A 13,884-nucleotide genomic window follows, 5' to 3' on the forward strand; every position below is an offset into this window, starting at 1 on the left:
CTTCCCAACCTCCCCGCATGAAACAATACCTGGACCTCATCCGCGATATTTTCGACAACGGCAGCTGGCAGGAAAACCGCACCGGTATACGCACACGCAGCATTCCCGGCGCCATGATGCGCTTCGACCTGCAGCAAGGCTTCCCTGCTGTCACGACAAAGAAGCTGGCATTTAAATCGGCCGTTGGAGAAATGGTCGGCTTTCTGCGCGGCGCCCGCAGCGCGGCCGACTTCCGCGACCTGGGCTGCAAGGTATGGGATCAAAATGCCAATGAAAATGCGGCCTGGCTTGCCAATCCCTATCGCATGGGCCAGGACGATCTTGGCCCGGTGTACGGCATGCAGTGGCGGCAGTGGCCCGCCTACAAACTGATCGACCCCAAGGCTGCGCGCGGCCAGGATCAATTGCGCGACGCCCTGGCCCGCGGCTACAGCCGAATAGGCCTGGTGGAGCAGACGGAAGGCACGCACGTCCTGCTGTACAAGGCGATCGATCAACTGCGTCTCTGCCTGGATACCATCATGAAGGATCCCGGCAGCCGCCGCATTCTGTTTCATGGCTGGAACTGGGCCCAGCTCGAGGAGATGGCGTTGCCTCCCTGCCATCTGCTGTATCAGTTTCTGGTCAACAAGGAGGCAGGCGAGATTTCGCTCTGCCTGTATATCCGCAGCAATGATGTCGGCCTGGGCACGCCCTTCAATCTTACCGAGGGCGCCGCCCTGCTGCATCTGGTCGGCCGGCTGACCGGCTATCGCCCAAGATGGTTCACCTATTTCATCGGCGACGCCCACATCTACGAGAACCACGTCGACATGCTGCAGACCCAGCTGAGCCGCCGGCCCTACCCCGCCCCCCAGCTCATTCTGTCCGACCGCATTCCCGACTACGCCCAGACCGGCCGCTACGAGCCCGAATGGCTCGAGCGCATCGAGCCCTCGGATTTCATGCTGGACGGGTACAAGCATCACCCGCCGCTGACGGCGCCCATGGCGGTATAGGCAAAGCAATATGACACATCCCGTAATCCAGATCGTCGTCGCCTATACCGACAACCGCGTCATAGGGCGCGACAACGGCCTGCCATGGCGGCTGCCGTCAGACCTGGCGCATTTCAAGAAAACCACGATGGGCCACCCCATCATCATGGGCCGCAATACCTGGGAATCGCTGGGCCGCCCCCTGCCCGGCCGCCCCAACCTGGTGGTCAGCCGCAACGCCGCCTATCGGGCGGAAGGCGCCACGGTGTACCCGTCATTGCAAGCCGCACTGGACGACTGCGCGCGTGCCGACACGGTATGCATCATCGGCGGAGCGCAGATATTCCACCGCGCGCTTCCGCTTGCCGACCGCATCATTGCCACCGAAATCCATGCACACGTCGATGGAGACACATGGTTTCCCGAACTCGACGGCGCTGCATGGCGCGAGACAAAGCGCGAGCCGCAACCGGAAGAAAACGGCTATGCCTTCGATTTTGCCGAGTACACTCGCGTCCGGCCATAGGCCGCGCCGCAAGCGGCAAGCGGTATGAGGTAGGCATCCATAAACAGGATTTTCCATTGTGTATCACCAGCGGCGCCCGCATGACCGGGCTGGCGGGCTTTGGCATCCGTAGCGCGAGCATCCGGTTCTTGGCGTTCAGTCTAGCAGGCTGCGTTGCTTTGAACCCGGTAGCATGCCCGCCTGCACCGTCTTGCTGATGAACTTCCACAATGCCGGATGGCGCGAATAAGCGACATTGAAGCGCAGCCATCCTGTGTCGGCCTGCCCCGGGTCGAAGTAGGAACCCGGCGCAAGCCATATGCCGTCCGCCAACGCCATTTCGGCCAGTTGCAACGCTCCGCCCGTCCGCCAAGGGTCGGGCAAACGCGCCCACAGAAAAAGTCCGGCGCCAGGCCTGGCATGGATCTCCAGGCCATGCTCGTCCATCAACGCGCAGACCTCATCATGAGCCTGCCGAAGACGAGCCTGTATGCGCGCAAGATGCGCGTGATAACGGCCCTGTCTCAGCACCTGGTATACCGTGCGTTCCATGAGCGCGGGTGTAGTCAACGCAAGCGCCATCTTGGCTTCCGCAAATTCGCGCACAAAACGGGCGTCCCCAATCATGTAGCCCACCCGCATTGACGGGGTGATGCTCTTGGAGAAGCCCGATAGATACACCACGCGACCTGGCGGCGCGAGCGCCGCCAGCAACGGGCCGAGATCGGGCAGCAGATCGCGCGAAACATCGTCTTCAATGATGCGGAAATCATATCGCTCTGCCAACTGAAGCACTTGAAAGGCATTGTGCATGCTCAGGCTTGCACCCGTGGGATTCTGAAGCACGGTGTTCACAAACAAGGCCTTGATCGCGCGGTCGCGCGCAGCCTGTTCCAGCGCCTCAATGGAAAGACCCGATGCATCCCGCGGTATCGCCCGCATCTGCATGCCGGCCAGTCTCAGCGTAGGCAATATATTGGCATAGCACGGCGACTCCACCGCGATGACATCCCCGGGCCGCAGCAAGCAGCGAATCGCAATGTCCAGACCCTGTCCCGCACCCTGGGTCAGCAGCACCTGATCAGCGGACACCGCCATACCGTGCCGCGCCATGGCCTGCGCCACGTATTCACGCAATGGAAAATAGCCATAGGGATGGCCGTAGCCCGCCAGCTGATTGACCGGCGTACGGCTGACCTGGCGCAGCGACTGGCGCAGGCCGGCTTCGTCGAGCCATTCGGGCGGCAGCCACCCACAGCCCGATTTGATGGGAATGGAATGATCGGCAAAGACATCGGACAACAGCCATGCGGCACCCAAACGCGGTGGTGTCCAGCTTGCGGCGCCTCGCCCCGTGGCAGACGCGCCGCCGGCTTCGTCCGTGACCGAAGAACGCCGGCCAATAGGCCCCGCGCGCGCGTCGGCACGCTTCGCGCCGCTGGCCTCGGCCAGCGGCGCCGTGGCCGAGGGTGCGACCCAATACCCCGACCCAGGCCGTGAAAGCAGCCAATTGCCCGCCACAAGACGCCCATAGGCAGCCGATACAGTGTATGGGCTCAGACCATGCGCGCGCGCGAATTCACGAATGGACGGCAGAGACATCCCTGGCCGGAGCACTTGGCCGCGGATCGCTTTCTCCACCGCCGCAACCACCTGATCAACAAGCGGTTCGGCCCCGCGGCGATTGCGGACCGGCGTGAAAAACTGCATGATTCCGCCTTTGACAATACACTTTTATTTATATTGCCAGTACAGTTGGTAAATATCAATACCACTGTATATTCATTTGCGTGCTCAGCCGAATGAGAATAGACACAGCGCTGACACACAATATTCGCCTACGGCATATTCAGGCATCGTCAGCACAAACTCCCAACAAGCTTTCTTTTTCCCGAGGCAAGCCATGACCAGCCAAGCCAATATTCCCGATCTGTCCCACATGTGGATGCCATTCACTGCGAACCGGGCTTTCAAGGAAAAGCCCCGGATGCTGGCCTCGGCCAAGGGCATGTATTACACGGCCACCGACGGCCATCAAGTGCTCGACGGCACGGCGGGCCTATGGTGCGTAAACGCCGGGCATGGCCGAGAGGAAATCATCGAAGCCATTTCCAGACAAACGGCCGAAATGGACTACGCGCCCAGCTTCCAGCTGGGTCATGCGGCCTCTTTTCGCGCCGCATCGGCCGTAGCCAAGCTCATGCCGCAAGGCGTGGACCGTGTATTCTTCACCAACTCCGGATCTGAATCGGTGGACACGGCGCTAAAGATTGCATTGGCCTATCATCGAGCCCGGGGAGAGGGTCAGCGCACCCGCCTTATTGGACGCGAGCGCGGCTACCACGGCGTGGGATTTGGCGGCATCTCGGTGGGTGGTATCTCGCCCAATCGCAAGACGTTCTCCGGTGCCCTGCTTCCGCATGTGGATCACCTTCCCCACACCCACGATCTGTCGAAGAATGCCTACTCCAGAGGACAGCCTGCATGGGGAGAACATCTCGCGGATGAGCTGGAGCGTATTGTGGCGCTGCACGACGCCTCGACCATCGCCGCTGTCATCGTCGAACCCCTGGCCGGCAGCACGGGGGTTCTCATTCCGCCCAAGGGCTATCTGGAACGCCTGCGCGCCATTACCGAAAAACACGGCATCCTGCTTATTTTCGACGAGGTGATCACAGGCTTTGGCCGCCTTGGCGCGGCAACGGCCAGTGAATTCTTCGGCGTCACCCCCGACATCATTACCATGGCCAAGGGCATCAGCAACGCGGCGGTGCCCGCCGGCGCGGTTGCCGTCAAGCGGGATATCCACGATGCCATTCTGGGTGCCGCCGCCACCGGCATTGAGTTCTTCCATGGCTATACCTATTCCGGACACCCTCTTGCCACTGCGGCCATGCTGGCCACGCTGGCCATCTATGAGCGCGATCAGCTTTTCAAGCGCGCCAAGGATCTGTCCGGCACATTCGAGAACGCCGCGCACTCACTGAAGGGTGCAAAACATGTGATCGACGTGCGGAACCTGGGGCTTGTGGCAGGGATAGAGCTGGAATCGCGCGACGGCGCGGTGGGCGCGCGCGCAGCCGAGGCATTTGGAAAATGTTTCGATGCCGGTGTCATGGTGCGGTATACGGGAGATATCATTGCCATTTCACCCCCTTTGATCATCGAGGAGGCGCAAATTCAGCACATTTTCTCAACCATAGGCGACGTGCTGGATACCATAGCCTGACGGTTTCCACGCCGCATTCAAAAAGGCCTGCGCCAAGGGTGCAGGCCTTTTTTTGTGTTCAGGCAGCCCAGCCGGCAAACCGGCTAGGCTTCAAGCCTGGGCAGCAAGCGGCTCGCCAGCCTCTTCCTCGTAGTCCGACATGGGCGGGCATGCGCAGACCAGATTGCGATCGCCATAGGCGTTGTCCACCCGGGCAACGGGCGGCCAATACTTACTGTCGCGCAGGCTGGCCACCGGGTAGGCGGCCGCTTCGCGCGTATAGCCATGTGCCCAATCCTGAGCCAGCAGTCCCTGCGCGGTGTGCGGCGCATTCACCAACACGTTGTCGTCCAGCTTCTGCTCGCCACGTTCCACGGTGGCAATCTCCTCGCGGATGGCGATCATCGCGTCCACAAAGCGATCCAGCTCGGCGAGACTTTCCGACTCAGTGGGTTCGACCATCAGCGTTCCGGGCACGGGGAAACTCATCGTCGGAGCGTGAAAGCCGTAGTCGACCAAACGCTTCGCAATATCCTCGTTGGAAATGCCGCAAGCGTCCTTGATGGGCCGAATATCCAGAATGCACTCGTGCGCAACCCGTCCATTCGCGCTGGCGTACAGTACAGGGTAATGATCGCGCAGGCGGGTCGCAATATAGTTGGCGTTCAGGATGGCCATCTCGGATGCTGCCAGCAGCCCCTCGGCCCCCATCATTGCAATATACATGTACGAAATCGGCAGGATGCTGGCCGAACCAAAAGGCGCGGCAGCCACCGGCCCAATCTTCGCATCGGCGGGCAATACGCCGTTCTCGGCAACCACACCGGGCAGATAGGGGGCCAAATGCGAACGCACGGCCACGGGGCCCACACCCGGGCCACCGCCGCCATGAGGAATGCAGAATGTCTTGTGCAGATTCAAATGGGAGACGTCGCCACCGAACTTGCCCGGCTGGGCGAGGCCGACCATTGCATTCATGTTGGCGCCATCGATGTAGACCTGCCCGCCGGCATCGTGCACCAGCGCGCAGATTTCCTTGACCGCCGTTTCGAACACCCCGTGCGTGGACGGATACGTGATCATCAGCGCAGCCAGGCGATCTCCCACCTTGGCAATCTTGGCCTTCAGATCCGCCACGTCCACATTTCCCTGGCTGTCGGACCCGACAACCACTACGTCCATGCCGGCCAGTTGGGCCGACGCCGGGTTGGTGCCATGCGCCGAGGATGGAATCAGGCAAACATTGCGCTGCGCCTGGCCATTGGCCAGGTGGTAGCCGCGGATGGCGAGCAAGCCGGCAAACTCACCCTGCGCGCCGGAGTTGGGCTGCAGGCTGACCTCGTCGTACCCGGTGATTTCGCACAAGGCCGCCGACAGTTTGTCCACCAACTCCTTGTATCCCTGGGTTTGGGCTGCCGGCGCAAAAGGATGGATATTGCTGAACTCGGGCCAGGTGATGGGAATCATCTCCGCCGTCGCGTTCAGCTTCATGGTGCAGGAACCCAGCGGAATCATGGTGCGGTCAAGTGCGAGGTCCTTGTCCGCCAGGCCACGCAGATACCGCAGCATGTCAGTCTCGGACTGGATGCGCGAGAACACAGGATGCGACAGTATCGCCGATTGACGGCGCAACGCGCCGGGAATGCCGTCATGCGCGGGAACCGCCTTGCCGGCAGCAGCGTCCCAGGTTTTTCCCAGCGCCTGGGCGAAGACATCGAGCAGTACATCGACATCGGCGGACGTAACCGTTTCATCCAACGACAGCGCCACATGCTGGCCGTCGACCTGGCGCAGGTTGATATGCGCGGCCTGCGCGGCACCCACAACCGCCGCAGTGTGCGAACCCGTTTCAAGCAGCAGGGTGTCGAAGAAGGAATCGTTTACCACCTTGACATCCATGGCGGCGAGCGAATCACGCACAAAAGCCGTTTGCAGCGCCACGCGCCGCGCAATGCGGCGTATTCCTTCGGGCCCGTGCCACACCGCGTACATGCCCGCCATCACCGCCAGCAGCACCTGGGCCGTGCAGATATTGGACGTGGCCTTTTCACGGCGGATATGCTGTTCCCGTGTCTGCAAAGCGAGGCGCAGCGCGGGCGCCCCTTGCGCGTCCCGCGACACGCCAACCAGGCGGCCCGGCATATTGCGCTTGTAGCTGTCGCGGCAGGCCATGAAGCCCGCATGCGGGCCGCCAAAGCCCAGCGGCACGCCAAAACGCTGTGCCGAGCCAACAGCGATATCGGCGCCCCACTCGCCAGGCGCAGCCAACAGCGCCAGGGCGAGCAAATCGGTAGCCACCGCCACCACGCCACCCTGCTCATGCACCGACTGCGCCAGTGCACGATAGTCGGCAATATCGCCCAAGCTATGCGGATACTGCAGCAGCACGCCAAAGCACGGCGGCACGCCCTGCGCCTCGTTCCCGATCTGCAGGTCTATGCCCAGCCCGTCAGCGCGTGTGCGCAGCACTTCCAGCGTCTGGGGATGGCAGTGTTTCGACGCGAAGAACACATCGGTCTTGGCGCGCGAGCTGCGCCTGGCAAGCGCCATGGCTTCGGCCGCGGCTGTACCTTCGTCAAGCAGCGAAGCGTTGGCGATGTCCAAACCTGTCAGGTCGGACACCATGGTCTGAAAGTTGAGCAGCGCCTCGAGGCGGCCCTGCGAGATTTCCGGCTGGTACGGCGTATAGGCGGTGTACCAGGCCGGGTTCTCCAGAATGTTGCGCAGGATCACGTTCGGCACAGCCGTGCCGTAATACCCCTGGCCGATATAGTTGCGAAAGACCTGATTGCGCCCTGCAATGCGCCGCAGTCCCGCCAGGGCGTCCGCCTCGCTGCGGGGGCCGGGCAGATTCAGCGCGCCGCGCTTCAGAATGCTGTCGGGCACCACTTCCCGTATCAGGCTCTCAAGGTCCGGCGCCCCGATAACGGCCAGCATACGGGCCTGATCGTCGGCACCCGGCCCAATGTGGCGGGGAATGAAATCGGATTGGGGATCGAGATTGCGCAACATATTCATCAGCCAGCGTTGACCAATTCCTCGTACGCCGCGGCATCCAGCAGGCCATCGGCATCGGCCGGGTTATTGGGTTTGATCTTGAATATCCAGGTATCGAATGCAGCCTGGTTGATGAGGTCGGGCTGGTCATTCAGCGCCTCGTTGAAGGCCACGATCTCGCCGTCCACCGGCGCATAGATGTCGGACGCCGCCTTGACAGACTCCACAACGCCCGCCGTATCGCCCTTGGACAAAGCCGTTCCCGGATTGACATCGCCCACGAACACCAGGTCGCCCAGCTGATCCTGCGCAGTCTCGGTAATGCCTATCACCAGCACATCGCCCTCGGCCTTGACCCACTCGTGGGAGGATGTGTATTTACGATCGTTCGGAAAATCCATGCTGTACCCCGTATAGAAAAATAGTTGTATTCAGACCACCACGGCGCCGTTGCGCACGAAAGGCATTTTTACCACTTCCGCCGGCAACCATTTGCCGCGGATTTCAACCTGGATGGCGTCTCCGGCCTTCACGCCGGCAGGCACGCGCGCCATGCCTATGGAGACTCCCATCGTCGGCGACATGCTTCCGCTGGTGAGCTCTCCGTCGCCCAGGCTTGTGCGCACCTTCATGTGGCCGCGCATCACGCCGCGCTCCAGCAGCCGCACGCCTACCAGTGTGCGATCGGCCGGCGCGGCCTCCAGCGCCTTGCGGCCAATGAAATCGCGCTCGGGATTCTTGAACGAAACCGTCCAGCCCAGCCCCGACACCAGCGGGTTGACCTGCTCGTCCATGTCCTGGCCATAAAGATTCATGCCAGCCTCCAGGCGAAGCGTGTCGCGCGCGCCCAGGCCGCACGGCCGTACGCCCTGCCCAGCCAGATCCTTCCAGAAAGCCGCTACCTGATTGGCGGGCAGAACGACCTCAAAACCATCCTCGCCGGTATAGCCCGTACGCGCAAGCAGCGTATCGTCACCGACAAACACGCCATTGAATGGCTTGAGTCCGGCAGAGGCCGCTTCCCAGGACGGGCGCACAGCCCATACGGCGGCACGCGCCTGAGGGCCCTGCACGGCCACCATGGCCAGGTCGCGGCGCGGCGTAATGTCGACCTTGAACCCCTCTTCGCCAGCAACCTGCCGCATCCAGGCCACATCCTTGTCGGCCGTGCCCGCATTGACCACGGCACGCCAGTGGGTTTCCTCGAAAAAATAGACAATCAGATCGTCGATGACGCCCCCGTCGGGCTTGAGCATGCACGAATACAGCGCTTTGCCGGGTTCGGAAAGCTTGGCGACATCGTTGGCCAGCAAGCGCGACAGAAATCGCCGCACGCCCTCGCCTTCAATATCGACGTTGAGCATGTGGGACACATCGAACATACCCGCCTCGCGGCGCACAGCATGATGTTCCTCGATTTGCGAGCCGTAGGACACGGGCATGTCCCAGCCGCCAAAATCGACCATTTTGGCACCGGATTCAAGGTGAACGGAATGCAGCGGTGTGTGCTTGAGCGTATCGGACATGAAGACCCCTATGGCTGAGAATGACGATGCGGCCTGGCGCATGCCAGCCGCGTCGCCCTTCTGTCCTTTTGCCTGAGAGTTGGCCCCTGGTGCGGGGGTTCCCCTTCGGCGCCGCCAGGCGCTCGGGCGCATGGGGTCTCTCCAGAATGCTGGCCTGCGTGCCGAAAACGGACGCAACACGCGAGCGGTACGGGGTGCCTGAGCGATTCCGGGCGAATTGCGCCTTCGGCGGCCATGAGTTACTGGCGCTCTCCCACTCTGTGCAGAGACAGCAACGGATGAGTTTAACCGAAAGCGGACCCGCCCTACAATTGAAAAAGCGGGGTTGTCGGCCGGCGGCGACATTCAGGCCCGGCGCGCGCATCAGACCCGCGTCTTACGGCCCCGCCAGCAGAGCGAGGGCAAACACCGGCAATCCGAGGTGCCGCGGCCAACGCCGCCTGTTCAGCGCCGCCCGAGCGCCCTGCCGCAAGCAACGCCGGAGGCCCAGGCCCACTGGAAATTGTATCCACCCAGCCAACCCGTGACATCAACCGCCTCGCCGATGAAATACAAGCCCGGCACTGATTTCGCTTCCATGGTCTTCTGGTTCAGACCGTCCGTGTCCACGCCGCCGCGCATCACCTCAGCCTTCCGGTATCCTGCCGTTCCCGAGGGCGTCAGCGCCCAGGCATGAATGGCCTGCGCCAGACGGCGGAGCACCTTGTCGGGCACATCCGCCAGGCGCATTGCCGAAAGGCCCGGAACTTCAGCCATGGCATGTGCCAGCCACTGCTCGGCCAGCCGGCGCGGCCACAGCCCGGCCAGCACCGTGCCCAGTTGCTGGCGATTCCCGGGCTTGGCGCGCAACAGTGCGCCAGCCAGATCGCACTCCGGCGCCAGGTCCAAAGACAGCGGCTGGCCGGGATTCCAGTAGCTGGATATTTGCAGAATGGCGGGCCCGGACAGGCCGCGATGCGTGAACAACAGGTCCTCGGGAATGACCATGCCGCCTTTGCCACCGCTGTCTGCCGGCGCCACGGACACTTTGGCTTCCAGGGCCACCCCGCTCAAGGCGGCATAGGGTTTCCACTGCGCCGAATCGAATGTCAGCGGCACCAATGCGGGCCTGGGCTCCACCACTTTCAGGCCAAACTGCCTTGCAACGCCAAGTGCAAAATCCGTGGCGCCCAATTGCGGAATGGCCATACCGCCCGTCGCCAGAACCAGTTGGTGCGTTACCAGTTCGCCCCGACTCGTATGCAGCAGGAAAAGTCCTTTGTCCTTCCCGGACTGTTGTGGCGGCGCCGCCCGCGCCAGGGTGTCCCGTCCATGGCCGGATCCGAATGGTGTATCCGCCAGCGCATCCGCCCCGATGCGTTCGATGTCCCGCACCGTGCACGGCGTGCGCCAGGCAACACGGCCGGCGTCGCATTCCGCGCGCAGCATCTCGATGATCTGTTCGCTGGATTCATCGCAAAACAGCTGCCCCTTGTGTTTTTCATGCCAGGCTATCCCATGGCGTTCGACCAGATCGAGGAAGTCGCGCGGTGTATAGCCAGCGAGGGCCGAACGGCAGAAGTGCGGATTGCGGGAGATGAAGTTGGCCGGGCCCGCACCGATATTCGTGAAATTGCAGCGCCCGCCGCCCGAGATGCGGATTTTTTCGGCCAGACGCTCAGCATGGTCCAGCAGCGCCACCCGCAGGCCGCGCTGCCCGGCCACAGCCGCAGCCATCATCCCGGCCGCTCCCGCGCCGATGATGGCGACATCGAAAACGCCGCCTTTCACGCGCCTCAGTCTTCCTTGATGCAGTCCACGTAATAACGCTCGCGGCCATCAGGACCGATGTCGCGAGCCAGGCCGTGAACATAGGTTTCGAAACCCGGGAAACGGGCATTGAACTCGCGCGCGAAACGTAGGTAGTTGACGATGCGCTGGTTGAAGCGCTCCCCAGGGATCAGCAGCGGAATGCCAGGCGGATACGGCGTGAGCAGCACGCCTGTGACGCGGCCTTCGAGCTCGTCGATATCCACCCGCTCCGCATCGCGATGCGCCATCTTGGCGTAGGCGTCCGACGGCTTCATCGCGGGCACCATGTCGCTCAGGTATACCTCGGTAGTCAGGCGTGCCAGGTCGTACTTGCGATAGGCTTCATGGATCTGCTGACACAGATCGCGCATGCCCATTTTCTCGTAGCGCCGGTGTTCCTTGCAGAAGTCGGGCAAAATGCGCCATAGCGGCTGGTTGCGGTCATAGTCATCCTTGAATTGCTGCAACGCCGTCAGCAACGTGTTCCAGCGGCCCTTGGTAATGCCGATGGTAAACAGGATGAAAAACGAATAAAGCCCTGTCTTCTCTATGACCACGCCGTGCTCGGCAAGATACTTCGAAACCAGTGCGGCCGGAATACCGGTCTCGGCAAAGGTGCCCTCGATATCGAGGCCTGGCGTCACCACCGTCGCCTTGATCGGATCGAGCATATTGAAGCCTTCTGCCAGGTCGCCAAAGCCGTGCCATTTGTCGCCGGATTGAAGCAGCCAATCGTCGCGCTCGCCTATGCCATCGGCCACCAGGCGGTTGGGACCCCACACCTTGAACCACCAATCGTTCTTGCCGAACTCGGACTCGACCTTGCGCATGGCGCGGCGAAAGTCCATGGCCTCGGTGATGCTTTCCTCGACCAGTGCAGTGCCGCCCGGCGGCTCCATCATGGCAGCCGCAACGTCACAGGAAGCAATAATGGCGTATTGTGGCGATGTCGACGTATGCATGAGATACGCCTCGTTGAATACATTGCGGTCCAGCTGGCGCGATTCGGAATCCTGCACCGTGATCTGCGAAGCCTGCGACAAGCCGGCCAACAGCTTGTGTGTGGAGTGCGTGGCAAAGATCATTGCGTCCTTGGAGCGCGGCCGATTCTCGCCGATGGCATGCATATCCTCGTAGAACTCATGGAAGGCCGCGTGCGGCAACCATGCCTCGTCGAAATGCAGCGTATCGATATACGATCCCAGCTTTTCCTTGATCATCTCCACGTTATAGATAACGCCGTCGTAGGTGCTTTGCGTGAGCGTCAGAATGCGCGGCTGCTTGTTCGCGGCATTGCGCGCAAAAGGGTTGGCCTCGATCTTCTTGCGGATGTTCTCGGGATCGAACTCCTCGAGCGGAATGGGACCGATGATGCCCAGGTGATTGCGAGTGGGCCGCAGAAACACCGGAATGGCGCCCGTCATGGTGATGGCATGCAGAATGGACTTGTGGCAATTGCGGTCAACCACCACCACATCATTGTTGGCCACATTGGCATGCCAAACGATCTTGTTCGACGTGGATGTGCCGTTGGTCACGAAAAAGCAGTGATCAGCATGGAAAATGCGCGCGGCGTTCAACTCCGACTCGGCCACCGGGCCGGTATGGTCAAGCAACTGGCCCAGCTCGTCCACCGCATTGCATACGTCGGCACGCAGCATATTCTCTCCGAAGAACTGGTGAAACATCTGCCCCACCGGGCTCTTCAGAAAAGCAACGCCGCCGGAATGCCCGGGGCAATGCCAGGAATAGGAACCGTCCGAGGCGTAATCCAGCAACTCTCGAAAAAAAGGCGGTGCCAAGCCATCCAGATAGGCGCGCGCCTCCCGGATGATGTGCCGCGCCACGAACTCCGGCGTGTCCTCGAACATATGGATGAAGCCGTGAAGCTCACGCAGGATGTCGTTGGGTATGTGCTGCGAAGTGCGTGTTTCCCCATACAGGTAAATAGGGATGTCGGCATTGCGAAAACGCAGTTCGCCAATGAAGGCGCGCAAATTCTTGATGGCATTGGCCACATCCTCGGGCGAAGCCACCACGAACTCCTCATCGTCAATCGACAAGATGAACGCGCTGGCCCGGCTTTGCTGCTGGGCGAATGAACTGAGATCGCCGTAGCTGGTCACGCCCAGCACTTCGACGCCCTCGGCCTCAATGGCCGCGGCGAGCGCGCGAATGCCGAAGCCCGACGCGTTCTCGGAGCGGTAGTCTTCATCGATGATGACGATGGGGAAACGAAATTTCATGCGCTTGTACTCCTGCTAGGTGCGAGGCAGGGTCACCCCTTGCTGCCCCTGGTACTTGCCGCCGCGATCGCGGTAGGAGGTCTCGCAGACCTCGTCGCTTTCCAGAAACAGCATTTGTGCGCAGCCCTCGCCGGCGTATATCTTGGCGGGCAGCGGCGTCGTATTGGAAAACTCCAGCGTGACATGGCCTTCCCATTCGGGCTCCAGCGGCGTCACATTCACGATAATGCCGCAACGGGCATACGTGCTCTTGCCCAGGCATATGGTCAGCACCGTGCGTGGTATGCGGAAGTACTCCATGGTGCGGGCCAGTGCAAAGGAGTTGGGCGGAATGATGCACACATCGCCCTTGAAATCGACAAATGATTTCTCGTCGAAGGCCTTGGGATCGACAATCGACGAATTGATGTTCGTGAAAATCTTGAACTCGTCAGCACAGCGCACGTCATATCCGTAGCTGCTGGTACCGTAACTGACGATGCGCCGGCCATCCACCGAGCGGACCTGGCCGGGCTCGAACGGTTCTATCATCCCGGCCTGCGCGGCATTACGTATCCAGCGGTCGTTCTTGATGCTCATAGCCCTCAACCTTTAAACAATGGCGCGTATTTTAGCCCCACGCGCCCCCCTGTGC

10 protein-coding genes and 2 riboswitches are annotated in these 13,884 nt (G+C 61.6%); of the genes, 3 read left to right on the forward strand and 7 right to left on the reverse strand.

Annotation, left to right across the window (positions count from 1 at the left end):
• Positions 1–17 precede the first annotated feature (17 nt).
• Entirely contained in the window at positions 18–998 is a 981-nt protein-coding gene (locus tag ERD78_RS02565) for a thymidylate synthase (protein WP_129967702.1), read from the forward strand.
• 10 nt (positions 999–1,008) lie between these two features.
• Positions 1,009–1,503 (forward strand): dihydrofolate reductase, encoded by a 495-nt coding sequence (locus tag ERD78_RS02570; RefSeq protein ID WP_129967703.1) that lies wholly within the window; start codon positions 1,009–1,011, stop codon positions 1,501–1,503.
• Positions 1,504–1,638: 135 nt separating this feature from the next.
• Here the strand turns inward: ERD78_RS02570 and ERD78_RS02575 are convergent, their stop codons facing one another.
• Entirely contained in the window at positions 1,639–3,192 is a 1,554-nt protein-coding gene (locus ERD78_RS02575) for an aminotransferase-like domain-containing protein (protein WP_129967704.1), read from the reverse strand.
• A 193-nt stretch (positions 3,193–3,385) separates the two neighbouring features.
• Between ERD78_RS02575 and aptA the strand changes: the two genes are divergently transcribed.
• Positions 3,386–4,711, forward strand: coding sequence for an omega-aminotransferase AptA (gene aptA, locus ERD78_RS02580; RefSeq protein ID WP_167668818.1), 1,326 nt, complete (start codon positions 3,386–3,388; stop codon positions 4,709–4,711).
• A gap of 90 nt (positions 4,712–4,801) precedes the next feature.
• On the opposite strand, the gene gcvP is transcribed toward aptA, so the two are convergent.
• The 6 genes from gcvP to dcd form a co-directional block, all read right to left on the reverse strand.
• The gene (gcvP, locus tag ERD78_RS02585) at positions 4,802–7,702 is read right to left on the reverse strand and encodes an aminomethyl-transferring glycine dehydrogenase (RefSeq protein WP_129968302.1); all 2,901 of its coding nucleotides are present in this window, start codon (positions 7,700–7,702) and stop codon (positions 4,802–4,804) included.
• A gap of 5 nt (positions 7,703–7,707) precedes the next feature.
• On the reverse strand, positions 7,708–8,088 hold the full coding sequence (gcvH, locus tag ERD78_RS02590) for a glycine cleavage system protein GcvH (protein ID WP_129967705.1): 381 nt from the start codon (positions 8,086–8,088) through the stop codon (positions 7,708–7,710).
• Between the two features lie 30 nt (positions 8,089–8,118).
• A complete protein-coding gene (gene gcvT, locus ERD78_RS02595) occupies positions 8,119–9,213 on the reverse strand; it encodes a glycine cleavage system aminomethyltransferase GcvT (protein ID WP_129967706.1) in 1,095 nt (364 codons plus the stop codon).
• 50 nt (positions 9,214–9,263) lie between these two features.
• Positions 9,264–9,368: riboswitch (glycine riboswitch) on the reverse strand.
• A 20-nt stretch (positions 9,369–9,388) separates the two neighbouring features.
• Positions 9,389–9,479: riboswitch (glycine riboswitch) on the reverse strand.
• A gap of 178 nt (positions 9,480–9,657) precedes the next feature.
• A complete protein-coding gene (locus ERD78_RS02600; protein ID WP_129968303.1) occupies positions 9,658–10,932 on the reverse strand; it encodes a BaiN/RdsA family NAD(P)/FAD-dependent oxidoreductase in 1,275 nt (424 codons plus the stop codon).
• A gap of 56 nt (positions 10,933–10,988) precedes the next feature.
• Positions 10,989–13,250 (reverse strand): arginine/lysine/ornithine decarboxylase, encoded by a 2,262-nt coding sequence (locus ERD78_RS02605; RefSeq protein ID WP_129967707.1) that lies wholly within the window; start codon positions 13,248–13,250, stop codon positions 10,989–10,991.
• Between the two features lie 15 nt (positions 13,251–13,265).
• Positions 13,266–13,829 (reverse strand): dCTP deaminase, encoded by a 564-nt coding sequence (gene dcd, locus ERD78_RS02610; protein WP_129967708.1) that lies wholly within the window; start codon positions 13,827–13,829, stop codon positions 13,266–13,268.
• Positions 13,830–13,884: the final 55 nt, after the last annotated feature.

The organism is Allopusillimonas soli (assembly GCF_004153445.1).
Classification (GTDB): domain Bacteria; phylum Pseudomonadota; class Gammaproteobacteria; order Burkholderiales; family Burkholderiaceae_B; genus Allopusillimonas; species Allopusillimonas soli.

What these genes read in the sequence shown, in the direction of transcription:
- ERD78_RS02565 (WP_129967702.1), top strand. Translation starts at nt 18, where the DNA reads ATGAAACAATACCTGGACCTCATCCGCGATATTTTCGACAACGGCAGC.
- aptA (WP_167668818.1), top strand. Translation starts at nt 3,386, where the DNA reads ATGACCAGCCAAGCCAATATTCCCGATCTGTCCCACATGTGGATGCCA.
- gcvT (WP_129967706.1), bottom strand. Translation starts at nt 9,213, where the DNA reads ATGTCCGATACGCTCAAGCACACACCGCTGCATTCCGTTCACCTTGAA.
- gcvP (WP_129968302.1), bottom strand. Translation starts at nt 7,702, where the DNA reads ATGTTGCGCAATCTCGATCCCCAATCCGATTTCATTCCCCGCCACATT.
- dcd (WP_129967708.1), bottom strand. Translation starts at nt 13,829, where the DNA reads ATGAGCATCAAGAACGACCGCTGGATACGTAATGCCGCGCAGGCCGGG.
- ERD78_RS02605 (WP_129967707.1), bottom strand. Translation starts at nt 13,250, where the DNA reads ATGAAATTTCGTTTCCCCATCGTCATCATCGATGAAGACTACCGCTCC.
- ERD78_RS02570 (WP_129967703.1), top strand. Translation starts at nt 1,009, where the DNA reads ATGACACATCCCGTAATCCAGATCGTCGTCGCCTATACCGACAACCGC.
- ERD78_RS02600 (WP_129968303.1), bottom strand. Translation starts at nt 10,932, where the DNA reads ATGATGGCTGCGGCTGTGGCCGGGCAGCGCGGCCTGCGGGTGGCGCTG.
- gcvH (WP_129967705.1), bottom strand. Translation starts at nt 8,088, where the DNA reads ATGGATTTTCCGAACGATCGTAAATACACATCCTCCCACGAGTGGGTC.
- ERD78_RS02575 (WP_129967704.1), bottom strand. Translation starts at nt 3,192, where the DNA reads ATGCAGTTTTTCACGCCGGTCCGCAATCGCCGCGGGGCCGAACCGCTT.